Source organism: Sphingobium sp. TomTYG73 (assembly GCF_055394245.1).
Map to the genome: position 1 here is coordinate 1,917,474 of NZ_AP027339.1, position 20,729 is coordinate 1,938,202.

The 20,729-nt window shown below is 62.7% G+C and carries 23 protein-coding genes; 10 read left to right on the forward strand and 13 right to left on the reverse strand.

What is annotated here, in order from left to right; translation table 11 throughout:
- The first annotated feature begins 92 nt into the window (after positions 1-92).
- The 3 genes from ACZ5TH_RS09650 to ACZ5TH_RS09660 are packed head-to-tail and all read left to right on the forward strand — an operon-like array spanning position 93 to position 2,351.
- Positions 93-1,301, forward strand: coding sequence for an LL-diaminopimelate aminotransferase (locus tag ACZ5TH_RS09650; protein ID WP_196224609.1), 1,209 nt, complete (start codon positions 93-95; stop codon positions 1,299-1,301).
- Positions 1,302-1,326: 25 nt separating this feature from the next.
- Positions 1,327-1,818 (forward strand): DUF2721 domain-containing protein, encoded by a 492-nt coding sequence (locus ACZ5TH_RS09655; RefSeq protein ID WP_449474213.1) that lies wholly within the window; start codon positions 1,327-1,329, stop codon positions 1,816-1,818.
- Positions 1,815-2,351, forward strand: a complete 537-nt coding sequence (locus ACZ5TH_RS09660; RefSeq protein WP_449474215.1) for a (2Fe-2S)-binding protein — start codon at positions 1,815-1,817, stop codon at positions 2,349-2,351. The genes ACZ5TH_RS09655 and ACZ5TH_RS09660 overlap by 4 nt, the downstream gene beginning before the upstream one ends.
- A gap of 12 nt (positions 2,352-2,363) precedes the next feature.
- Here the strand turns inward: ACZ5TH_RS09660 and ACZ5TH_RS09665 are convergent, their stop codons facing one another.
- From ACZ5TH_RS09665 to ACZ5TH_RS09675, 3 genes are all read right to left on the reverse strand, one after another.
- Positions 2,364-3,173: a DODA-type extradiol aromatic ring-opening family dioxygenase gene (locus ACZ5TH_RS09665; protein WP_464793757.1), complete on the reverse strand. Its 810-nt coding sequence runs from the start codon at positions 3,171-3,173 to the stop codon at positions 2,364-2,366.
- Between the two features lie 69 nt (positions 3,174-3,242).
- Positions 3,243-5,813 carry an HWE histidine kinase domain-containing protein gene (locus ACZ5TH_RS09670; RefSeq protein WP_464793758.1) on the reverse strand — a complete coding sequence of 857 codons (2,571 nt, stop codon included), beginning with the start codon at positions 5,811-5,813 and terminating at the stop codon, positions 3,243-3,245.
- Positions 5,806-6,291: a biliverdin-producing heme oxygenase gene (locus ACZ5TH_RS09675; RefSeq protein ID WP_464793759.1), complete on the reverse strand. Its 486-nt coding sequence runs from the start codon at positions 6,289-6,291 to the stop codon at positions 5,806-5,808. Before ACZ5TH_RS09675 ends, ACZ5TH_RS09670 begins: the two co-directional genes overlap by 8 nt.
- Positions 6,292-6,617: 326 nt before the next feature.
- Between ACZ5TH_RS09675 and ACZ5TH_RS09680 the strand changes: the two genes are divergently transcribed.
- The 3 genes from ACZ5TH_RS09680 to ACZ5TH_RS09690 all read left to right on the forward strand — a co-directional run bounded on the left by ACZ5TH_RS09680 (position 6,618) and on the right by ACZ5TH_RS09690 (position 8,886).
- Positions 6,618-7,451, forward strand: coding sequence for an RcnB family protein (locus tag ACZ5TH_RS09680; RefSeq protein ID WP_464793760.1), 834 nt, complete (start codon positions 6,618-6,620; stop codon positions 7,449-7,451).
- Positions 7,452-7,549: 98 nt separating this feature from the next.
- Positions 7,550-8,227: a 2OG-Fe(II) oxygenase gene (locus ACZ5TH_RS09685; RefSeq protein ID WP_464793761.1), complete on the forward strand. Its 678-nt coding sequence runs from the start codon at positions 7,550-7,552 to the stop codon at positions 8,225-8,227.
- A gap of 185 nt (positions 8,228-8,412) precedes the next feature.
- Positions 8,413-8,886, forward strand: a complete 474-nt coding sequence (locus ACZ5TH_RS09690; protein WP_464793762.1) for an RcnB family protein — start codon at positions 8,413-8,415, stop codon at positions 8,884-8,886.
- 240 nt (positions 8,887-9,126) lie between these two features.
- On the opposite strand, the gene ACZ5TH_RS09695 is transcribed toward ACZ5TH_RS09690, so the two are convergent.
- Positions 9,127-10,704, reverse strand: a complete 1,578-nt coding sequence (locus tag ACZ5TH_RS09695) for a lysine--tRNA ligase (protein WP_464793763.1) — start codon at positions 10,702-10,704, stop codon at positions 9,127-9,129.
- 176 nt (positions 10,705-10,880) lie between these two features.
- On the opposite strand from ACZ5TH_RS09695, the gene ACZ5TH_RS09700 reads away from it, so the two are divergent.
- Together ACZ5TH_RS09700 and ACZ5TH_RS09705 are read left to right on the forward strand one after the other, a co-directional pair.
- Entirely contained in the window at positions 10,881-13,631 is a 2,751-nt protein-coding gene (locus ACZ5TH_RS09700) for an ATP-dependent DNA helicase (RefSeq protein ID WP_464793764.1), read from the forward strand.
- Positions 13,628-14,170: a SixA phosphatase family protein gene (locus ACZ5TH_RS09705; RefSeq protein WP_464793765.1), complete on the forward strand. Its 543-nt coding sequence runs from the start codon at positions 13,628-13,630 to the stop codon at positions 14,168-14,170. The genes ACZ5TH_RS09700 and ACZ5TH_RS09705 overlap by 4 nt, the downstream gene beginning before the upstream one ends.
- Before the next feature lie 202 nt (positions 14,171-14,372).
- Here ACZ5TH_RS09705 and ACZ5TH_RS09710 read toward each other — a convergent pair whose 3' ends face one another.
- From ACZ5TH_RS09710 to rpmF, 5 genes are all read right to left on the reverse strand, one after another.
- Positions 14,373-14,735, reverse strand: coding sequence for a MerR family transcriptional regulator (locus ACZ5TH_RS09710; protein WP_464793766.1), 363 nt, complete (start codon positions 14,733-14,735; stop codon positions 14,373-14,375).
- 81 nt (positions 14,736-14,816) lie between these two features.
- The gene (ihfA, locus tag ACZ5TH_RS09715) at positions 14,817-15,113 is read right to left on the reverse strand and encodes an integration host factor subunit alpha (protein ID WP_449474233.1); all 297 of its coding nucleotides are present in this window, start codon (positions 15,111-15,113) and stop codon (positions 14,817-14,819) included.
- 125 nt (positions 15,114-15,238) lie between these two features.
- Complete coding sequence (locus tag ACZ5TH_RS09720; RefSeq protein WP_464793767.1) at positions 15,239-16,207, reverse strand: beta-ketoacyl-ACP synthase III; 969 nt, start codon at positions 16,205-16,207, stop codon at positions 15,239-15,241.
- Positions 16,204-17,229, reverse strand: coding sequence for a phosphate acyltransferase PlsX (gene plsX, locus ACZ5TH_RS09725; protein ID WP_449474679.1), 1,026 nt, complete (start codon positions 17,227-17,229; stop codon positions 16,204-16,206). The genes ACZ5TH_RS09720 and plsX overlap by 4 nt, the downstream gene beginning before the upstream one ends.
- Before the next feature lie 65 nt (positions 17,230-17,294).
- The gene (gene rpmF, locus ACZ5TH_RS09730; RefSeq protein ID WP_081570365.1) at positions 17,295-17,474 is read right to left on the reverse strand and encodes a 50S ribosomal protein L32; all 180 of its coding nucleotides are present in this window, start codon (positions 17,472-17,474) and stop codon (positions 17,295-17,297) included.
- 210 nt (positions 17,475-17,684) lie between these two features.
- Here rpmF and ACZ5TH_RS09735 point away from each other — a divergent pair, with 210 nt between their 5' ends.
- On the forward strand, positions 17,685-18,113 hold the full coding sequence (locus ACZ5TH_RS09735; protein ID WP_464793768.1) for an MAPEG family protein: 429 nt from the start codon (positions 17,685-17,687) through the stop codon (positions 18,111-18,113).
- A 3-nt stretch (positions 18,114-18,116) separates the two neighbouring features.
- On the opposite strand, the gene ACZ5TH_RS09740 is transcribed toward ACZ5TH_RS09735, so the two are convergent.
- The 4 genes from ACZ5TH_RS09740 to ACZ5TH_RS09755 are packed head-to-tail and all read right to left on the reverse strand — an operon-like array spanning position 18,117 to position 20,031.
- Positions 18,117-18,773, reverse strand: coding sequence for an MBL fold metallo-hydrolase (locus ACZ5TH_RS09740; protein WP_464771350.1), 657 nt, complete (start codon positions 18,771-18,773; stop codon positions 18,117-18,119).
- Positions 18,774-18,811: 38 nt separating this feature from the next.
- Positions 18,812-19,237 carry an RrF2 family transcriptional regulator gene (locus tag ACZ5TH_RS09745; protein ID WP_196224625.1) on the reverse strand — a complete coding sequence of 142 codons (426 nt, stop codon included), beginning with the start codon at positions 19,235-19,237 and terminating at the stop codon, positions 18,812-18,814.
- Between the two features lie 51 nt (positions 19,238-19,288).
- On the reverse strand, positions 19,289-19,645 hold the full coding sequence (locus ACZ5TH_RS09750) for an ArsC family reductase (RefSeq protein WP_464793769.1): 357 nt from the start codon (positions 19,643-19,645) through the stop codon (positions 19,289-19,291).
- Positions 19,646-19,650: 5 nt separating this feature from the next.
- A complete protein-coding gene (locus ACZ5TH_RS09755) occupies positions 19,651-20,031 on the reverse strand; it encodes a RidA family protein (protein ID WP_460988117.1) in 381 nt (126 codons plus the stop codon).
- Positions 20,032-20,168: 137 nt separating this feature from the next.
- Here ACZ5TH_RS09755 and ACZ5TH_RS09760 point away from each other — a divergent pair, with 137 nt between their 5' ends.
- On the forward strand, positions 20,169-20,486 hold the full coding sequence (locus ACZ5TH_RS09760) for a hypothetical protein (protein ID WP_464793770.1): 318 nt from the start codon (positions 20,169-20,171) through the stop codon (positions 20,484-20,486).
- Positions 20,487-20,729 lie beyond the last annotated feature (243 nt).

Genomic DNA, 20,729 nt, shown 5'->3' on the forward strand with positions numbered 1-20,729 from the left:
GTGAGCCAATCTGGCGGGCTATAGCCAGAGCGCATCGCGCGAAAGTGCGTGCAGCACTATTCCCCATGGAGACCTTTCAGGAAAGCCCTATAATGTCCGAAGAATTTTACCGCATGAAGCGTCTGCCGCCCTATGTCATCGCTGAAGTCAACGCGATGCGGGCCGCCGCGCGAGCCGCGGGTGAGGACATTATTGACCTCGGCATGGGCAATCCTGATTTGCCACCACCCGACCACGTCATCGCCAAGCTGTGCGAAGTCGCGCAAAAGCCGAGCGCCCACGGCTATTCCCAGTCGATGGGCATCCCCGGACTGCGTAAGGCGCAGGCCAATTATTATGGCCGCCGCTTCGGCGTAGACCTTGATCCCGAGACCGAGGTCGTCGTGACCATGGGGTCGAAGGAAGGGCTTGCCAGCCTCGCGACCGCGATCACCGCGCCGGGCGACGTCGTTCTGGCGCCCAATCCCAGCTATCCGATTCACATGTTCGGCTTCATCATCGCGGGCGCGACCATTCGCTCGGTCCCGACGACGCCGGATGAAAATTATTGGAAGTCGCTGGAACGCGCGATGGCTTTCACCGTGCCGCGTCCCTCCATTCTGGTCGTCGGCTATCCCAGCAATCCTACGGCCGAAACGGTCGATCTTGCCTTTTACGAGCGGCTTGTCGCCTGGGCGAAGGAAAATAACGTCTGGGTCCTGTCCGACCTAGCTTATTCCGAACTATATTATGACGGCAACCCGACGCCTTCCATCCTGCAGGTTCCGGGCGCCAAGGATGTCGCGGTCGAATTCACCTCGCTCAGCAAAACCTATTCGATGGCTGGCTGGCGCATCGGCTTCGCGGTCGGCAACCGCAAACTGATCGCGGCGCTCAAGCGGGTGAAATCCTATCTCGACTATGGCGCATTCACGCCGATCCAGGCCGCTGCCTGCGCGGCGCTGAACGGGCCGCAGGACATCGTTCAGAAGAATCGCGAACTCTATCACAAGCGCCGTGATGTAATGGTCGAGGCGTTTGGCCGCGCTGGCTGGGAAATTCCGGCGCCCAAGGCGTCGATGTTCGCCTGGGCTCCACTGCCCCCCGCGCTCAAGGATATGGGCAGCCTGGAATTTTCCAAGCAGCTCCTGACCCATGCCAAGGTCGCGGTAGCTCCCGGCGTCGGTTATGGTGAGGATGGCGAAGGTTTCGTCCGCATCGCCATGGTCGAAAATGAGCAGCGGCTGCGGCAGGCGGCGCGCAACATCAAACAATATCTGAAGTCCATGGGCATCAACACGCCCGCCAAGGGCGCGGCCTGACGGAAGCGGCGCCGGGTTAAAGGGCGTGGCACTTCACTCGACAATCCCCCTGCCCCAGGTTTCGCAGGTCGCGCAGACGATCCAGCTTGCTTTGGCGCCGGTGTTCCTGCTCGCGGGCATCGGCGCCTTCCTAAACGTCTGTGCGGGGCGCCTTGCCCGGATTATCGACCGCGCCAGGCTGGTCGAAGGCAAAATACTCACGTCGCGCGGTAAGGAACATGACCGCATGGTGGGCGAGATCCGCGTGCTGGACCGGCGCATGAACGTGGTCAACGTCGCGATCTTCCTTTCGGTGGCATCCGCATGCGCGGTCTGCCTGGTCGTCATCCTGCTGTTTGCGGGCAACCTGTTCGGTGCGCATCTTGGCACGCTCATTGCCATCCTGTTCAGTCTGGCGATGCTGCTTCAGGCGGGCGGTTTTGCAACCTTCATTCAGGAAATCCGCCTGGCATCGCGCACCATCCGCATCCGCAACGAAGTCCTCTATCACCAAGCGGAGGGGGAAGAGGAGGCATGACCAAATTCACGGTCAACGACCGCCCGGTCCAATATCGCATGGACCCCGACACGCCACTCCTCTGGGCGCTGCGCGACGCATCCAACCTGACCGGCACCAAATATGGTTGTGGAACGGGCGATTGCGGGGCCTGCACGGTCGATATCGACGGGCAGGCGGTGCGCTCATGCCAGGTCAGCATTAGGGAGACCGAAGGACGCTTCGTCACCACGATAGAAGCGCTTTCCCCCGATCGCGGCCACCCGCTGCAACAGGTCTTCGCGGCCGACAACGTGTCGCAGTGCGGCTATTGCATCCCCGGTGTCCTCATGGCGGCGTCGGTTCTGCTGAAGCGTAACAACGATCCGAGTGACGAGGATATAGACGCCGCCATCACCAACATATGCCGGTGTGGCATCTACCCCCGCCTGCGCGGCGCCATCAAGCGCGCCGGAAAGGTCATGCGCGGCGAGGAACAGGTAGAGGCGGCCCCGCCCCCCGGCGTATCGCCCGAAGAGGCCGCCCGCGCCGTCCCGGCGCTCCGGCGGCCCTAGTCCCGCCGCCGCCTAGCCGAACCGATAGGCCGATACCGGCCATCCCCTCACGGCGTCGTCATAATCAACCTGCGCGACATCATCGCCGCCCGCGCCCAGCGCCACCATCAGCGGCAGCAGATGTTCTTCACGAGGATGGGCGAAGCGCGCCTCCGGCAAAGTCTCCCACGCAGCGACGCGAGCCGATCGCCGTTGGGGGTCCGGGTCCGTCACCGCGTCAGTCAAAGCCTCGTGCCACAATAGCGATGGTGTTCGCGCCTGCGAATCGTGGACCCGCATATTGTGGAAACTCATCCCCGACCCGATGATCACGACCCCTTCATCGCGCAACGGTTCAAGCGCCCGGCCTGCCGCGATATGCGCCTGTGGGTCGAGGTCTTTTCTCAACGACAGTTGCACGACGGGAATGTCGGCCTGCGGCCGCGCGACCTTCATCGGAATGAAGACGCCGTGGTCCCAGCCGCGTTCATCCTCTTCCGCGACGGGGAAGCCAGCTTCACGCAGCAGTTGGGCGGCGCGGTCGGCGACGGCGGGCGCTCCCGGCGCATCCCATTTCAGGGAATAGGTGTGCGGTGGAAAATTATAATAGTCGAACAGAAGGTCCGGACGATCCCCCTTGTGGACGGTAAGGACCGGCTCCTCCCAATGCGCCGACACGATCAACATCGCGCGCGGACGTTCGGGCAGGCTCTCGACCAGTTGCGTCAGATAATCCTGCATCGTCTGCCACATGGGGTCGCTGTAGGGGCGGTCGGGATCTACGGGGTTCATGAAGAAGCAAGGACCACCACCGTGCGGGATATAAAGGCTGGGCTGTTTCATGACCGTTAGATCGCGCTCCGCCCCTCACCATGCAAGTACGCGACGTGAAACAGTGCGTTTCGCCGCCCCCTAAGCTTCACCAGCCTCGATAATGGGAGCGATGGCCTGCGCCAGCGTGGCGCCTGAATAGGGCTTCTTCAACAAGGTGATCCCGCTGAACCGCTCGGGCAGGTTCAGGCCATCGCCATAGCCCGTCGCGAACAGAAAGCTGATGCCATTTTCCGCGAGCATGTCGGCGATCGGCAAGCTGGTTTCATTGCCCAGATTGAAATCCAGGACGGCAAAATCGATGGCGTGCAGATCGATGGCTTCACGCGCTCGCCCGACGCTGGCGGCGGTGATGACTTCCGCGCCCAGATCGCGCAACGCATCCTCGCCATCCATGGCGATGATCATATTGTCCTCGACCAGAAGGACGTTGCGCCCCTTGAGCAAGCCGGGAGCAGGCGCGGGCAAGGGCTTCGATCTTTCCCCAACGGTGACATCCGGCAGGACCGTCACGATATGCTGGGACGGGATGCAGAAATGCGCCTCCAGCCCGGAAAGGCGGTAGGTAATCTCGGCTTTGCCATCCAGATCATAAGGGATCGACCGTTCGATGACGGTGGAACCGAAACCCCGGCGAGTCGGGGCGACGACAGCCGGGCCGCCGCTTTCATTCCAGTCGAGCAGCAAGCTGCCCTCCGGATCGACACGCCAGTCGATCGCAACCGTGCCACCATCCGACAGCGCGCCATATTTGGCGGCGTTGGTCAGCAACTCATGAATGACCAGCGCCAGCACGGTAAAGGCCGACGGCGTCAGCAGTACATTGGGGCCGGTCTGTTTGACCCGGTCGCGCCGCTCGCCCAGATAAGCCCCTGCCTCCACCTCGATCAGGTCCTGCAACCGTGCCGGTGCCCAGCGGTCAGCCGTGATCTGGTCATGAGCGCGGGCCAGCGCATGCACACGGCTTTCCAACGTGTCGATAAACTCGTCCACCGAACGGGCATTGTCGCGCGTCTGGGACAAAAGCCCACGGATCAGCGATAATATATTGCGGACCCGATGGTTCAGCTCGGCAATCAGCAGTTCCTGCTTTTCATGCGCCTTCTGCCGTTCCTCGTTGGCGGAGTCGGAAAGGCGCAGCACCACTTCCAGCAGAGCCGTCCGCAATGCCTCCGCGACGCGCAATTCTGCCGGGGTGAAAGGCACCGACGTGCCCTTCACCAGTTGCGACCATTCCTCGAAACTCTTGCGCGGGGTCAGGCGCGGCCCATTCGGCCCATATTCGATATGCTTTTCCTGATTGCCCGCCCAGCGCACCGAACGCATCTGCTCCGCGCGGAACAGCACGACATAGTCGCGCGGTCGCCGTGACAGCGGAATGGCGAGCAGGCCCGCCGCGCGATCGGCGTAGGCTTCTGCTTCCGGCATCACCCGGCAGAGGCAGTCGGTCGCGAACACCTGGCTGGCCGCCGTCCGATTGAGCATCGAGACGATCGCTGCAAAGGCGGACCTGTCCGGCGTCAAACCGGCCAGCGTCACGTCCCCGTCAATATACACGCCGACGCCATCCGCAGGCACGGTGTCGAAGATGACGTCCCCCAGCCAACGAGCGTTGGACAGCAGATCATGATCCTGGGCAACAGCGGACATAAGGCGATCAGCGACTTGCCGCGCCTTCCCCTCATAATCCGCCGTCTCCGCCCGCTCGCGGCTTTCCAGCATCATGGAGAAAATCTGTCCGAACAGCTCAGCCGCGCTACGCTGCGCGAAGGTCGGCAGGCGCGGGCCATAATGGTGGCAGGCGAACAAACCCCACAAGCGCCCCTCGACAATGATCGAGATGGAGAGCGAAGCCCCCACGCCCATATTGCCGAGATATTCGATGTGGATCGGGGAGACCGCGCGCAGCAGGCACAACGACATGTCGAGCGCCGCGCCGGTGGGATCAAGCACCGGGATCACCGGAACCGGCTCTGCCCCAACGTCCGCGATGACGCGGAAGATATTGCGCAAGTAAAGCGCCCGGGCCTGGGTCGGGATGTCCGAAGCCGGGTAATGCAGCCCGAAAAAGCTGTCGATGCCGGGCCGCAGCGCTTCGGCCACGACTTCGCCGTCGCCACCATCGGCAAAGCGGTAAACCATGACGCGGTCGAATCCGGTCAAGGCCCTTACCTGCCTCGCCCCATCGCGCAGGAAGGCAGCCATGCTGTCCGTTTGAGCAAGCCGCGCGACCATGGAGCGCACCATGCTGGTCGCCTCGATCTCATCCGCGAAAGCCGGTTCGGCCTCGATCACCACGAGCGAGCCCGAGAAATGAACGGCGATGTCAAAGGGCTGAATGCCGTCGATCAGCACCAGCGAAAACATCCGCTCGACCGCGTCGGGGCCACGCAGCAGCGTGATCCGGTTCCGCAGCGAGTGAATCGCATCATCCCGGAACAGGCCGCTGATCGGCTGGCCCAGCATCTGCTCAGGCGCCAGCCCGATGAACTGTTCACAATTTGCCGAGACGCGGGAAACCAGCCAGTCGGCGGTCAGCGCAACCAGAAAGCCGAACGGCTGTATGGTGCCCGGCACATGGATCGGTTCGCGATCGCAGTTGCTGATGTCGACGGCGAAGTCGGCCATCTCCCGTCCATCGCGTTCAGCCATGAGTGCTCACCCGTTCCGCCGCGGCACCTGCCGCGAACAGAGCGAAGGCGGCTTGCGCTCCCTGTATCGCGTTGTCGATCCAATCCTGGCCACCGCCATCCGCTGCCTTGTCCAGCGCTTGCTGAAAGGCGATCCAGCTTCCTTGGCCGTGGACAGACTTGAGATAGGCCCTGGGCAACCCGGCAGGCACGCGCCGCTCCAGCATGGCGCCACCCAGCCGCGAACCTTCCAGGGCGTAGAGCGCACCCCACCGAAACCCTTCGCCCGCATGCGCCGTTGTTTCCAATGGCTCCGGCAGCGTTTCGCCCAATGATGCAAGGTCTTCCATCAACTGGGGCAAGCGCGGAGAATCGGGCATCGCCAACTGTTCCAGCGGCATCAGCGCGCGTGCATGCGCTTTCAGAAAGGCTCCATATTCCGCAGGGGAATCCAGCAAAAAGCCGGAAAAAAGATCATCCACCCGCTGATGGTTTTCCATCGTCGCTTTTCTTAAGGCCTGTCGAATTCGGCCGACGTTGGACGTTCTCTTCACTCGTCGTTCCTAAAGGCTGACACCGAGGCGCGCACTGATCTGGATCAGTTTTTGAGCCTGACGGCGGTGGTTGGTCGATTTTCTACCGAAATAATCGATTTGTGTACGCCAGGTCCCAATGATCATCTATACTTGTGAGATTCTTTCAAATCGCTGACGAACGAGTTCAGCGTCGCGACATGGCTGCAGACATAAAAGGGAAATCATGCGGGGCATGGCGCCCCTTTTGGAAAGAAAAGACCATGTTGAGGAAAATGATGTTGGCGGGGCTGATGACCGCCACCGTTCTGGGTGGCGTCGCCCCTGCCTATGCGCAACGCGGGCAGGATGGAGGGCGCGATCGCGGCGGTGAGCAGTCTGGCCGGAACGAAGGCCGGGCACCCCGTGGCGGCGGGCAGGATGGCGATCGCGGAAACGTCCGCGTGCGTGACCAGGCTTCCACGCAGCGTTGGCAAGAACGGGTAAATGATCGCGCGCGGGTACAGACTGTTCCGGCACAGCCCAATCGACAGTGGCGTGCTGCGGAATCACGCCCTGATGCTCCTCGCGATGCGCGGCGCAACGATACGCGCGTCCGGGAACGGGCCGTTGGCGATCGTCCCCAGTGGCGGGATGACCGCCGGGACAACAACCAGGCGGGCTGGCGCGGCAGTCGCGACGACAGGCGACAGGACCGGCGTGATGATCGTCGGGATGGACGCCCAGAAGGGCGCCTCGACAGCGGCAACAACTGGCGCGGCAGCCTGGCGGGCAATCGCCGGTTCGATGATCGCACCCGCTGGAACGGCCAGCGTCGTTGGGACAATGACTGGCGGCAGGACCGCCGCTATGACTGGCGCAGCTATCGCTCACGCTACAGCGACCGCTACCGGATGGGCCGCTATTATGCGCCGCGCGGATGGAGCTATGGCTACAGAAGCTTTTCGACAGGCATCTTCCTGAACAGCTTGCTGTTCGCGAACAACTATTGGATCAACGATCCATGGTCCTATCGCCTGCCGCCTGCCTACGGCACGCTGCGTTGGGTGCGCTATTATGACGATGCCCTGCTGGTCGATATCCGGGACGGCTATGTCGTAGACGTGATCCACGATTTCTTCTGGTAAGCGAAGGATCATATCCGCTGATTTCATCTGGGCCTGGCGCCATGTGCGTCAGGCCCTTTTCATTTGCACCGACGGGACGACGGCGGCAGGAAGCGGGCATGACGGACGTGATTGATGATGGCGGCATCGCTTCGGCCACTCGGGCGAAGATCGGCGATGCGGTGCGCGCAAAGCTGGACCGCAACCCCTTGGTCAGCCGGATCGACGCCGCGAACCTCGAAATCTACGGCCGCCATCACTTCCTCAGCGCCGAAGAATGCGAAGGCTTGCGCGCACTGATCGACGCCGACGCCCAGCCCTCCACGCTGTTTTCCGGCAGCGCGAATGCCGACTACCGCACCAGCCACAGCTGCAACCTTAGCCCCTGGCACCCGCTGGTGGATGGCATCAGCCGCCGGATTTGCGCGCTGACCGGCTTGCCGCCCGAAAATGGCGAAACCTTGCAGGGTCAGCGCTATGCGGTCGGTCAGGAATATAAGGCGCATTGCGATTATTTCCCTGTCACCGCCAATTATTGGCCCGCGATGATGAAAAAGGGCGGGCAGCGCAGCTGGACGGCGATGATCTATCTGTCGCCGGTTGGAGCCGGCGGGGAGACGCATTTTCCCCATTGCGAGTTCATGGTGCCTCCCGTTGAGGGGATGATCCTCATCTGGAACAACCTGAAGGCCGACGGGTCGCCCAATCCGATGAGCCTGCATGCCGCCCGGCCAGTGGAAAGCGGCGTCAAATATGTCGTGACCAAATGGTTTCGGGAGCGGCGCTGGGTACACTGATCGCAAGCGCACCTCTTCATAGCCGTGATACAAGTTGCGACATAAATGACTGATTCCTGACAGCACTGTTCCCCACAGGTTCAGCGGCCGGAATGCATAACCCCATTGTTGGTGACGGAACCGGTCCAGGGGATGAAAGTTTGATCCCAGCCGGTTCAGGCCGCCAAGCTGATGGGAGAAAATATATGCGTAAGTTGATCATCCTCGGCCTTATCGCAGCGACCGCGATGCCTAGCGCGGTCATGGCCCAGTCGCGCGGCGAAGTGCGCGACAGTGCGCGGGACCTACGTCAGGAGCAGCGCGAACTGCGCGACGCGCAACGCCATGGCTCACGTCACGATGTACGGGAAGAGCGCCGCGATGTCCGCGACGCCAGGCAGGAAATGCGCGAAGATTGGCGCGACTATCGCCGTTCGCACCGCGACGTCTATCGCAGCGGCAACTGGCGCGCGCCCTTCCGCTACAATCGCTGGGAAGTCGGGTCTCAATTACGCCCGGGCTTCTATAATTCCCGCTACTATATCAGCGATCCCTATCGCTATCGCCTGCCCCGGCCCGCGAACCGCAACCTGCGCTGGGTAAGGCATTATAACGACGTGCTGCTGGTCAACGTCCGCAGCGGGCGCGTGATGCAAGTCCATCGCGGCTTCTTCTGGTAACGCAGAACTGACGACTAAGCGCGGCTCCGGATTTCGGTTCGGAGCCGTTCGCTATTTCTTTCGCCACAGAAGAGCGGTCGCGGTGCGATCGCAGCCAGTATCTCAATTTTTGGAAATCCCCTTGGCCGCGCCGCCCGTCTCCGAACAGGCGCGGCCGATGGCACGCACAGGGCGCACCATCAGTCCGAAAGGGGGTGGACCGGAATAGGAACGCTTAGGGTCGGCTAATGTTCCCCTGCGTCAACCCAGCGCTTCCGCGATCAGGCGGCGGCTATTTGCCACGCCATAAAGGGCGATGAAGCTGCCCATGCGAGGCCCCTGATCGGCGCCCAGCAACGTCTGATACAGCGCCTTGAACCAGTCCCGCAGTTCCGCAAAGCCAAAGGCCTCGTCCTTGCCGATCGCATAAACGATATTCTGGATATCTTCGGCGGTGGCGTCATCGCCCAGCGCCGCCAGTTCCGCGTCCAGCCTGCGCAGCGCCTCGGCTTCATGGGCCTCCGGCGCGCGACGCTTCAGCGTGGGCGCCACGAAGTCGCGATGATAGGCCAGCGCATGCCCGATCAGTGCGTCCAGTTCAGGATAGGTCTGCGCGCTCGCTTCAGGGACATAATTTTGCAGATATCCCCACACCTGTTCCCGGCTGGCGTCGCCCATGACGCCGACCAGATTGAGCAACAGGCCGAAGGTCACCGGCAGCTTGCCGTCGGGCAGCTTTCCATCATGGATATGATGCACCGGATTGCCGAGTTGCTGCTCGACCTGCTGGTTGGGATAGTTGACGCGGAACTGCCAATATTCGTCCACCGCGCGCGGGATCACGCCCATGTGCAGCTGTTTGGCCTTCTTCGGCTCACGATAGGCGTAAAAGGCCAGGCTTTCCTGCGGCCCGTAGGTCAGCCACTGTTCAAGGCTCAGGCCATTGCCCTTGGACTTGGAGATCTTCTCCCCCTTCTCGTCCAGGAACATCTCATAATTGAAGCCTTCGGGCGGGCGGGCGCCCAGCGCGCGGCAGATCTTGGACGACTGGGTAACCGAATCGATCAGATCCTTGCCCGCCATCTCATAATCGACGCCCAGCGCGACCCAGCGCATCGCCCAGTCGACCTTCCATTGTAGTTTCGCGCCGCCGGACAGGATCGACTGCTCGATCATCTCGCCCTCATCCTCGAACCGGACGAGCCCGGCGTCGGCGTCCAGCACCTCGATCGGCACCTGAAGGACGATGCCGCTCTTCGGGCTGATCGGCAGCACAGGCGAATAGGTCGCCTGCCGTTCCTTGCGCAGGGTCGGCAGCATAACGTCCATGATGTCCTGATAGTGACGCAGGACATTCTTGAGCGCGTCGTCGAACGCGCCGGACTTGTACCGGTCGGTCGCGGACACGAATTCATAATCGAAACCGAAGCGGTCCAGAAATTCGCGCAGCATGGCGTTATTGTGATGTGCGAAGCTTTCGAACTTCTCGAACGGATCAGGCACTTGGGTCAGCGGCTTGCCAAGATGTTCGGCCAGCATCGCCTGGTTCGGCACATTGTCGGGCACCTTGCGCAGCCCGTCCATATCGTCGCTAAACGCAATCAGGCGCGTGGGTATATCGGACAGCGCATGATAGGCGTTGCGCACCATCGTCGTGCGCAACACTTCGTTGAAGGTGCCGATGTGCGGCAGGCCGGACGGGCCATAGCCGGTCTCGAACAGGATATGGCCTTTGTCGGGAGCGCCGTTCTGGTAGCGCTTCAGCAGCTTGCGCGCTTCTTCATAGGGCCAGGCCTTGGACGCCAGAGCGGCGGTGCGGAGGATATCGGACACGGTCATGATGCACATGCCCCTAGCCTTGGAAGGCCGGAAATGGAACGTCTTTCCGTACAGCGGCGGACGCGGCTTTGCCCCGCGCGCCTTTTCCTTGCGGCCAACCGGATTTGGCCGCCGCGCAAGCTGAGTTGAGCCTTTTTCCGGTTTCCCTTTTGTTCCCTGTCGCCTAAGCGATTGGAGTGATCGACCCCACTGCCCTGCCCGCCCTTCATGCCAGCCATGGTGGGATCTGGTTGCGCGAGGGTGAAGACACCCGGGCGGTCGCAAAGGGAGCGGCCATAGCCTGCGCCGCAGAGACACCCACTTTGCTGCTCAATGCGCCGCTGACGGGGCAAAGGCTCGGCTATCCTGAGCTTAACGGCCTGGACCTGCTGGAGCTTTGGGCTTTCGTCCACCCGGCCCGCTTTCTTGTCCCCACGCCCAAGGGCCTTGCCGAAGCGCTCGGCCTGGAACGGCCGGGCAGCGAAGCGGACATTCCGCAGCTGCTGCAAGCCGCCACCGCCGCGCTGCTGGACATGCTCGGATCGCCTTCATGGACCGAGCGGGAAGGCGGCTGGACTTCCGCCCAAACGCTGCACCGCCTCCGCTGGCCATGGGCGCCGCTGATCGCCCCCCGGATAAGCCGACCGTCCGAAGCGGAACGCTGGCTTTTCTCCCGCCTGCCCGAATGGGAGGAAACACCGCCGCGTCCAGCCCCGCGCACCATCTCCCTCGACGAAGAGGCGGTGTTGGCGCGGTTGGCGCATCTGACCGGTAGCGAGGCGGAAGCCCGGCCGGGGCAGCGCGCTTATGCGGCGGCAGCCGTGGAAAGCTTCCGCCCGCGACAACATCGGGATCAACCCAACATGCTGCTGGCGGAGGCTGGCACCGGGATCGGCAAGACATTGGGCTACCTCGCCCCGGCCTCGCTTTGGGCATCGCAGGCGCAAGGCACGGTGTGGATATCGACCTATACCAAAGCGCTCCAACGGCAGCTTGACCGCGAAAGCCTGCGCCTCTTCCCCGATCCGGCAACGGCAGCGCGGCGGATCGTCGTACGCAAGGGGCGCGAAAATTACCTCTGCCTGCTGAACCTGGAAGATGCATTGCAGGGCGGTTTTTCCGGCCGCGCGGCGATCCTGGCCCAACTCGTCGCGCGCTGGGCGGCGTTCAGCAAAGACGGCGACATGGTCGGCGGCGACCTGCCGGGCTGGCTGCCGACATTGTTCCGCCGCAATGGATCGACCGCGTTGACCGACCGCCGGGGCGAATGCATCTACGCGGGCTGTCCGCATTACCGCAAATGCTTCATCGAACGGTCGGCGCGCGCCTCGGCCGACGCGGACATCGTCATCGCCAATCACGCCCTCGTCATGATCAACGCCGCGCGCGGTCGTGAGACAGGCCAGCGGCCCCAGCGCATCATCTTCGATGAGGGCCATCACCTTTTCGACGCGGCCGACTCCACCTTTTCCGTCGCCTTGTCAGGGCAGGAAGCCATCGAGCTGCGCCGCTGGGTCATGGGACCTGAAGGCAATTCGCGCGGTCGGCGGCGCGGTCTTGCCGCCCGCCTTTCGGATTTGGCCAGCTATGACGAGGAAGGCGGCCAGGCGATCCGCGCGGCGGCGGACGCCGCGCGCGCGCTGCCAGCCGATGAATGGCTGAAGCGGATCGTCGCGGGGGAACCCTTCGGACCACTTGAACAGCTGCTCGCCGCGGTGCGTGGCACCGTCTATGCCCGCGCCGCCGACGTTGGGGAAGCGGACGCAGGCTATGGACTGGAAACGGAAGTTGCCGAGCCAGATGGCCCGCTGGTCGAAGCCGCGCAGGAGGCGGCGCTGGCGCTCGACGCTTTGCTGCGGCCGCTCAACCGGCTTAGCAAACGGCTGGAGGCAGTCATCGAGGATGCGCCCGATTGGCTCGACGGCGCAGCCCGCGCACGGATCGAAGGCGCGATTGCTTCGCTCGGCTGGCGGTGCGACCTCATCGCCGCTTGGCTCGCGCTGCTGGCCCGGATCGGCGGCCCGGCTGATGCGGATTTCGTCGACTGGATGACGGTCGATCGCATCGAAGGCCGGGAATTCGACATCGGCATCCATCGCCACTGGCTGGACCCTACCCGGCCCCTGGCTGAAACCGTGCTGAAACCTGCACAGGGCGTGCTTATAACCTCCGCGACACTCAAGGGCGGCGGCGATTGGGACAATGCGGAAAGCCGCAGCGGGGCGAGCCATCTCCCGCACGGTGCCCAACGGTTCGAAGCGGCAAGCCCGTTCGACTATCCCGGCCGCGCCGAGGTGCTGGTCGTCACCGACATCAAGCGCGGGGACATTGCCGCACTGTCGGGTGCCTATGGGCGGCTGATCGAGGCGGCTGGCGGCGGGACGCTCGGCCTATTCACGGCGATACGGCGGTTGCGTGCGGTCCATGCGCGCATCGCCGATCGTCTGGCGCGGGCGGGCCTGCCGCTCTACGCCCAGCATGTCGATCCGATGGACACCGGCACGCTGATCGACATCTTCCGCGACGATCCGCGCGCGTCGCTGCTCGGCACGGACGCCTTGCGCGATGGAGTCGATGTGCCCGGCCATTCGTTACGCCTCGTCGTGATGGAGGGCGTCCCATGGTCAAAGCCCACGGTGCTGCACGCCGCCCGCCGTCTCGCCGGAGGGGGTGCCGCCTATGACGACCGGCTCATCCGCGCGCGCCTTGCCCAAGCCTTTGGCCGCCTGATCCGCCGCGCCGAGGATCGCGGCAGCTTCGTCATATTGTCGGCCGCGATGCCCAGTCGCCTGCTCAGCGCCTTTCCACCGGGCACCCCCATTCGCCGCGTCACCCTTGACGAAGCGATCATTGCGGTCAGCGCCCATTGCCACGCTGGCCTTGGCGACGGCATGCCGCTAGGGCAACGAGGACACGAATCCGGCATTCCCGACCTGGAGCAAAGATGAAGCGGTTGACCCTGTTGCGCCACGCCAAGTCCGACTGGGACGATCCGGTAGAGCGGGATTTCGACCGGCCACTGAACCGACGCGGGGAAAAGGCGGCGCTGCTGATCGGTCAATATGCCCGCAACCGGAAAATGCAGTTCGACTTTCTCGTCGCCTCTCCCGCCGTCCGGGTCGTGCAGACTCTCGACACCTTCCTTGAAGGCTACGGCCAGCCGCTCGATCCTCATTGGGATCGCCGCATATATCTGGCGTCCGTGGCAACGTTGCTGGATGTGCTGCGCGATCTGCCCGACACTGCAAGCAACGTGATCCTGGCGGGACATAATCCCGGCCTCGAAGAACTGATCCTGGAACTTGTGCCGGACAATGACGCCAGCCCGCTACGCGGCGATGTGGAAGTGAAGTTTCCAACCGCCAGCCTGGCGGTTCTGGATCTGGATGTCGATGCCTGGGCGGACGTCGCACCGAACGCGGGAACGCTGATGAGCTTCACTCGCCCGCGTGATCTGGATCCGGCGCTAGGCCCGGAATCGCGTTAAATCAACTGTTCTAAGTCACCAAGGTCGCTGCTGCCGCAGAGTGAGTTCAACCCGGACCACCCACCTCCGTTCGGGCTGAGCTTGTCGAAGCCCTCTTCTTTTTGAGGGGCAGTAAAGCCCTTCGACAAGCTTGGGGCGAACCGGTTTAAAGGGCGGCACTAAGTTAGCGCACGAAGCGCTAAGTAAACACGAGGCGCTGAACTTACTCCCCAATAGCCTGCGCCAAAGCCGCCCGGATCGCCTGAAGCCGATCCAGCAAATCCGCACCCCGCTCAGGCTTGGCCGAAACGGCAGGAGCTGGAACAGCGGCAGGCTTCGCCACGGCGATCCCATCGGCAAGCGCCTTTTGCGCGCCCCGCACCGTGAAGCCCTCTTCGTTCAACAACTGATTGATGCGCCTGACCAGCGCCACATCCGCTGGCCTGTAATAGCGGCGATTACCCGACCGCTGGAGAGGACGCAGTTGGGGAAAACGCGTTTCCCAGTAACGCAGAATATGCTGCGGAAGCCCCAGTTCCCCGGACAGCTCGCTAATCGTCAGGAACGCACCCTCTGCCTTTTCCATGGGTCCGATGTTGCACCTATCAGGGCGCAAAGGTCAACCATGCGCGGGATTAACTGGCAGCTATCCTTAGGGCCTAACCTATCAGGATGCGGCAACGCGGTCCCGCATGGTCTGGCTGGCGCGGAAGGTCAACACGCGGCGCGGTTCGATGGGCACCTCAACCCCTGTCTTGGGATTGCGGCCCATGCGCTGGGTCTTGTCGCGCAGAACGAAGGTGCCAAAGCTCGATATCTTCACATTTTCCCCGCGTTCCAGTGCGGAGGTCATATGTTCCAATATGGACTCGATAAGCGCGGCGGCCTCGGATCGTGAAAGGCCAATATGACGATTGACGCTTTCCGCCAGATCTGCGCGTGTCAGGGTGCCATTGCCAGTCATCGAACGTCCCCACCTTCATCCGCCGGGTCAATGCCGACGACAATGGTAAATTGTGCGATAAGCTGAATGATTCTGCAAGATGACTCGCGGAAGAAAGTCAAAGAATTCCGGGTAGATGCCTTGGCTTAGACCCGAAGGACGCAAGCGCCCCAGGTAAAGCCCCCGCCCATCGCCTCCAGCACGAGCAGGTCGCCGGACTTAATCCGGCCGTCACGCATGGCCAGATCAAGCGCCAATGGCACCGAAGCGGCGGAAGTATTGGCGTGGCGATCCACCGTCATGACGACCCGATCGGGCGACAGCTTCAGCTTCCGCGCGGTGGCGTCCAGAATGCGCGCATTCGCCTGATGAGGGATCAGCCAGTCAATCTGGTCCGTGCCGAGGCCTGCTATTTCCATGACCTCGGTCAGTACCGAGGCAAGGTTGACGACCGCATGGCGGAAGACTTCCTGCCCCTTCATGCGCAGCTTGCCGACCGTCTTCGTCGTCGAAGGCCCGCCATCGACATAGAGAAGCTGGTTATGCCGACCGTCAGCATGCAGCTTTGAAGCCAATATGCCGCGCGCTCCGTCCGTGCTTTCCTCAGCGCCCAGTATGATCGCCCCCGCGCCGTCCCCGAACAGGACGCAGGTCGTCCGATCTTCCCAATCGAGAATGCGGCTGAACGTCTCCGATCCGATCACCAGCGCCTTTTGCGCGGCGCCAGACTGGATCATGCTGTCCGCCACCGTCACCGCGTAGAGGAAGCCCGAGCACACCGCCGCAACGTCGAATGCCACGCAATCATTGATGCCGAGCGCTGCCTGCACAATGGTCGCGCTGGCGGGAAAGGTCTGGTCCGGCGTAGCCGTCGCCAGAATGATGAGGTCGATATCCTGCGCAGCCAAGCCCGCCGCATCCAGTGCCGCGCGAGCAGCATCGGTCGCAAGGCTTGCGGTTGTTTCGCCGTCGCCCGCGATGTGGCGATTGCGGATGCCGGTGCGCTCGACGATCCACTCGTCGCTCGTGTCCACGGTCTCCGCCAGTTCAGCGTTGCTGACCGCACGAACCGGGAGAGCCGACCCCGTACCCAGAAGAACGGATCTGCGAATCACTTTGCGGCGAGCTCCTGTTTGGACGCCACGGCCGAAAGCGCGCTAACACCCGCCATGTCGGCGGCGATACGCCGCGTAATATCTTCTTCCAACAGCCGCGCAGCAACATGGACGGCATTGGCGACGCCCTTGTCATTGGCGTTGCCATGACTTTTCACCACGACACCGTTCAGGCCCAGAAAGACCGCACCATTATGGTTGTTGGGGTCCAGATGATGCTTGAGCAGATGCATGGCGGGCTTGGAAATCAGGAACCCGATCTTGGACCGGATCGAGCTGGTGAAGGCGGTGCGCAGCAGGTCAGTGACGAATCGGGCCGTGCCCTCCGCCGTCTTCAGCGCCACATTGCCGGAAAACCCATCGCTGACGATCACATCGGCCTCGCCGCGCCCGATCTTGTCGCCTTCGGTAAAGCCATCGAACGACAGAGGCAGGCTCGTCGCAGCGCGCAGAATCGCGGCAGCGTCACGGATTTCTTCCGTGCCCTTCATGTCTTCCGTGCCGATGTTCATGATGCGAACGCGCGGGCGTTCAAGGTCGAAAGCGATGCGCGCATAGGCCGCGCCCATCACAGCAAACTGCACCAGGTTGCGGGCGTCGCATTCTGTATTGGCGCCCAGGTCCAACATGACCACGTCATTGTCGCCGAGCGTAGGCAGCAAAGCCGCCAGAGCGGGCCGATCAATGCCCGGCATGGTACGCAGCGCCAGCTTGGCCATCGCCATCAACGCGCCGGTATTACCCGACGAGACCGCAGCGCCCGCCTCGCCAGCCTTCACCGCAGCGATCGCCATGCTCATGGAGCTGGCCTTCTTGCGGATGGCGGCGCTGGGCTTATCCCCCGCAGACACGACATCGCTGGCGTGCACCACTTCGGAAGCGGCCCGCAGATTCGGATGATTGTCGAGGGCGGCCTTGATCCGCGCCTCGTCTCCGAAAAGGGTGAAGCGTAGCCCTTCGTGGCGGTGACGGGCGAGCGCTACACCCGCCATCATCACGCGCACGCCTTCATCCCCGCCCATCGCGTCGATTGCGATTCGCGGTTGGCTGGACACTTCAGGACACCTTTGCAGGAGGGAGTGTGTCGTCAGGCCCCGACGGCAACGACTTCGCGGCCGTTATAGTGGCCGCAGGCGTCGCACAGATTATGCGGGCGCTTGAGTTCACCGCAGTTCGAGCATTCCTGGAACGCTTCAACGCGCAGCGCGTCGTGGCTGCGACGCATGCCGCGACGGGACGGGGAAGTTTTCCTCTTGGGGACAGCCATGTCGGCACCTTATTCCATAATTAGATCTGGTTAAGCGACTGGCCGAAATCCGATGAATATCGACGCCACAGGCGCCGCAGACCCATGCGGCCCGGGTGATCGCGAAGCCCTGCGCCTATAGCGTTTTTTGGCAGGGGTGCAAGTCCTTCCTTGCCCCGAAACGATGGCCGCCTATTGTACCGCCAACGTAAGGATAGGGAGAAACATGCGATGCTGTTGCCGATCACGCTGACCTTGGCCGCTGCCTGCGCGCTTCTCAACCTGTGGCTCGCATTTCGCTGCGCCCGGATTCGCGTCGGCAGCAAGGTGCTGCATGGCGATGGCGGCGATCAGCTGCTTGCGCGCCGGATACGGGCGCATGCGAACTTCGCCGAATATACGCCGATCATCCTCATTCTCTTCGCGCTGGTCGAACTGGCTATCGGATCGCCGCTGTGGCTGTGGATAGGCGCGCTGACCTATGTCATCGCGCGCGCTTCGCACGGGATAGGCATGGACGCGGATCGCCCTAACGCCTGGCGGGCAGGCGGCGCGATGCTCACCTGGGTGGTGACGGCGGCACTAGCAGTGGCTGCCCTCTATGTTGCCTATCATGCGACCCGCGCGGTGCCTGCGCCACCAGCCATGGCCGCGCGCTAGCCGTTAGCCGAGAACCGCATCACCAACGAAAGGATTGGTGCGGCGCTCATGGGCGAAATCGCTCATCGGGCCGTGGCCTGGCACGAAGGCAGTGTCGCCACCCAGCGGCCAAAGCTTGCCCGTGATGGCGTCGATCAGCTGCTGGTGATTGCCCATCGGGAAATCCGTGCGGCCGATCGATCCCTGGAACAGCACGTCGCCGACGATCGCCAGCTTGCTGGGCGCGTGATGGAACACGACATGGCCGGGCGTGTGGCCGGGGCAATGATAGACGTCCAGCACCAGATCGCCGACCGTCACCTGATCGCCGTCGGCCAGCCAGCGGTCAGGCTCGAAGATCTTTCCGTTCACGCCGTAATTGCGGCCATCTTCTTCCAGACGGCTGATCCAGAAGCGATCTGCCTCATGCGGCCCTTCGATCGGCACGCCGAGTTCCTTGGCCAATGTGCCCGCCTCGCCGCAATGGTCGATATGGCCGTGCGTCACCAATATCTTTTCGATCGTCACGCCCTGCTGCTCCGCAGCGGCCTTCAGCCGCGGGAGGTCCCCACCCGGATCGACAAAAGCACCACGGTTGGTGGCCGTGCACCAGAAGAGCGTGCAATTCTGCTGCAAGGGAGTGACGGGAATCAGGGCGGCTTTTAGCGGAGGCGTGGTCATGGCGGAGATGTGGCGAAGCCGAACGCGGCGCGCAAGAGCTAGCCCGCGTCTTCCATCGCCAGTGGTTCGGCCAGGCTGATGCCATCCAGTACCTTCGCCGTCTCGTCCCGCACGCGCAGCATCACGCGATGCAGCCTGCATTCCGATTCGGGCAAGCAGTTGGTGCAGGTTTCATGCGCGAATCGGCTGGCACAGGGTGTCAGCGCCAGCGATCCTCGGGTCAGCCGCACGATGTCGCCATAGCTGATATCAACCGGAGCCAGCGCGAGCCAATAGCCCCCGTCCCGCCCCCGCTGCGTCGCCACCAGCCCTTCGCGCGACAGTTCCGACAGAATGACTGTCAGGAACTTCGCCGGGATATTCTGCCGCGTCGCAATTTCATTCAGCGGCACGGGTCCCTGACGGTAGCGGTCGGCAAGATGCTGGAGAGCGCGGATGGCGTAACGGGTCTTCTGCGAAAGCATATTCCCGTTATTCGCCCCCGCGCCCCATTTGACAAGCCGCCGCGCGGCCGATCAGACCTTCACCTTGCTCAGCGCTTCTTCATAGGTGGTAGCCTTGAAGCCAACGACGGTCCGACCGCCAACATCCAGGATCGGCCGCTTGATCATGGAAGGGTTGGTGCTCATCAGCAGAATCGCCTTTTCCGCGTCGATATGCGCCTTGTCGCCCGCGTCCAGCGCCTTGAAGGTCGTGCCGGAACGGTTGAGGATGGTTTCCCACCCATGTTCCATCACCCATTCCTCCAGCTTGCCCTTGTCCACGCCCGACACCTTATAGTCGTGGAAGCTGTAGGAGACCCGCTCATTGTCCAGGAAATTGCGCGCCTTCTTGATGGTGTCGCAATTTTTGATGCCATACATGGTAATCATGGGGGTCAGCCTTTGAACGCGGTGACTTCGATCTCGATCTTCATCTCCGGCTTGATAAGGCCGACGACGACGCAGCTTGCGGCCGGGCGAATCTCACCGAATACTGGCGCGGTCGCTTTGCCAAGGTCATCCCAATAGGCCGGGTCAGTGATATAATAGGTCACGCGCACGACATCGGCGAAGGAAAAGCCCGCATCTTCCAGCGCCTTGCCGATGACCTTCAGCGCGTTGACGCCCTGATCGACGACGCTTTCAGGCATCGTCTTGGTTTCAGGGTCGGTGCCGGTCGTACCGGCGACGAAGCACCAGTCGCCCTGAACCACAGCGCGCGAATAGCCGACCTGCGCCTCGAAAGGCGAACCCGAGGAGATGAGTTTGCGGGACATGGGATTTCCTTCGAAGGGGTAGCGATGAAAGGGATCGGGCGGCTCTTGCCCCCTGCCGTCTCCCCTGTCCAGCGCCTTTTGGACGGCCATGGAACGGGCGCCCCGGTTGATCGGTTGGGCAGGCAAGGAGACATCTCATGGACCAGCCAAAGGATCAGTCGGACAAGGACCGCTTTCCCGATGATGTCGAGGAAAATGACGAGCAGAGAGACCGGGGATCGCAGGCGCAGGATGTCGCCGACGACGCCCGCGCGCGCAGCACCGACCTGTCGGAGGACAGCGAACGAGGCGGAACCCCAAACCCCGCGCAGATCATCCCCGAAGACACGCCCGACCTGGTGGAGCGGATGGAGGAAATGAACCGTTCCGGACGGATCGACAATGACGCCTTCGCGGGCGAACCGCAGATGGATGATGAGGAAGACTATCTCGGCAACACCGAGGACGAGGAATAGCGCCGAGGCAGGATAAGGCGCTCTCCCCGCGCCTTCCGGCCTCCAGCCGCTAGAGCGTCGCGCCTTAAATCGGCACTGCCCCTGTTACCGTTCGCCCTGAGCCTGTCGAAGGGCTGTACTTTTGTCTAGAAAGAACAGGGCTTCGACTAGCTCAGCCCGAACGGAATTGAGTGATCCAGATAAAGGACTCGAAGCTCTAACGGCCCAAAGCCGCCATAACGGAGGGTAAACGGATCAGCTTCA

Excerpts from the sequence above, each read along its gene's own strand:
- ACZ5TH_RS09650 (WP_196224609.1), top strand. The coding sequence starts at position 93 with ATGTCCGAAGAATTTTACCGCATGAAGCGTCTGCCGCCCTATGTCATC.
- ACZ5TH_RS09660 (WP_449474215.1), top strand. The coding sequence starts at position 1,815 with ATGACCAAATTCACGGTCAACGACCGCCCGGTCCAATATCGCATGGAC.
- ACZ5TH_RS09665 (WP_464793757.1), bottom strand. The coding sequence starts at position 3,173 with ATGAAACAGCCCAGCCTTTATATCCCGCACGGTGGTGGTCCTTGCTTC.
- ACZ5TH_RS09670 (WP_464793758.1), bottom strand. The coding sequence starts at position 5,813 with ATGGCTGAACGCGATGGACGGGAGATGGCCGACTTCGCCGTCGACATC.
- ACZ5TH_RS09675 (WP_464793759.1), bottom strand. The coding sequence starts at position 6,291 with ATGGAAAACCATCAGCGGGTGGATGATCTTTTTTCCGGCTTTTTGCTG.
- ACZ5TH_RS09680 (WP_464793760.1), top strand. The coding sequence starts at position 6,618 with ATGACCGCCACCGTTCTGGGTGGCGTCGCCCCTGCCTATGCGCAACGC.
- ACZ5TH_RS09685 (WP_464793761.1), top strand. The coding sequence starts at position 7,550 with ATGACGGACGTGATTGATGATGGCGGCATCGCTTCGGCCACTCGGGCG.
- ACZ5TH_RS09690 (WP_464793762.1), top strand. The coding sequence starts at position 8,413 with ATGCGTAAGTTGATCATCCTCGGCCTTATCGCAGCGACCGCGATGCCT.
- ACZ5TH_RS09695 (WP_464793763.1), bottom strand. The coding sequence starts at position 10,704 with ATGACCGTGTCCGATATCCTCCGCACCGCCGCTCTGGCGTCCAAGGCC.
- ACZ5TH_RS09705 (WP_464793765.1), top strand. The coding sequence starts at position 13,628 with ATGAAGCGGTTGACCCTGTTGCGCCACGCCAAGTCCGACTGGGACGAT.
- ACZ5TH_RS09710 (WP_464793766.1), bottom strand. The coding sequence starts at position 14,735 with ATGGAAAAGGCAGAGGGTGCGTTCCTGACGATTAGCGAGCTGTCCGGG.
- ihfA (WP_449474233.1), bottom strand. The coding sequence starts at position 15,113 with ATGACTGGCAATGGCACCCTGACACGCGCAGATCTGGCGGAAAGCGTC.
- plsX (WP_449474679.1), bottom strand. The coding sequence starts at position 17,229 with ATGGGCGGGGATGAAGGCGTGCGCGTGATGATGGCGGGTGTAGCGCTC.
- rpmF (WP_081570365.1), bottom strand. The coding sequence starts at position 17,474 with ATGGCTGTCCCCAAGAGGAAAACTTCCCCGTCCCGTCGCGGCATGCGT.
- ACZ5TH_RS09735 (WP_464793768.1), top strand. The coding sequence starts at position 17,685 with ATGCTGTTGCCGATCACGCTGACCTTGGCCGCTGCCTGCGCGCTTCTC.
- ACZ5TH_RS09740 (WP_464771350.1), bottom strand. The coding sequence starts at position 18,773 with ATGACCACGCCTCCGCTAAAAGCCGCCCTGATTCCCGTCACTCCCTTG.
- ACZ5TH_RS09745 (WP_196224625.1), bottom strand. The coding sequence starts at position 19,237 with ATGCTTTCGCAGAAGACCCGTTACGCCATCCGCGCTCTCCAGCATCTT.
- ACZ5TH_RS09750 (WP_464793769.1), bottom strand. The coding sequence starts at position 19,645 with ATGATTACCATGTATGGCATCAAAAATTGCGACACCATCAAGAAGGCG.
- ACZ5TH_RS09755 (WP_460988117.1), bottom strand. The coding sequence starts at position 20,031 with ATGTCCCGCAAACTCATCTCCTCGGGTTCGCCTTTCGAGGCGCAGGTC.
- ACZ5TH_RS09760 (WP_464793770.1), top strand. The coding sequence starts at position 20,169 with ATGGACCAGCCAAAGGATCAGTCGGACAAGGACCGCTTTCCCGATGAT.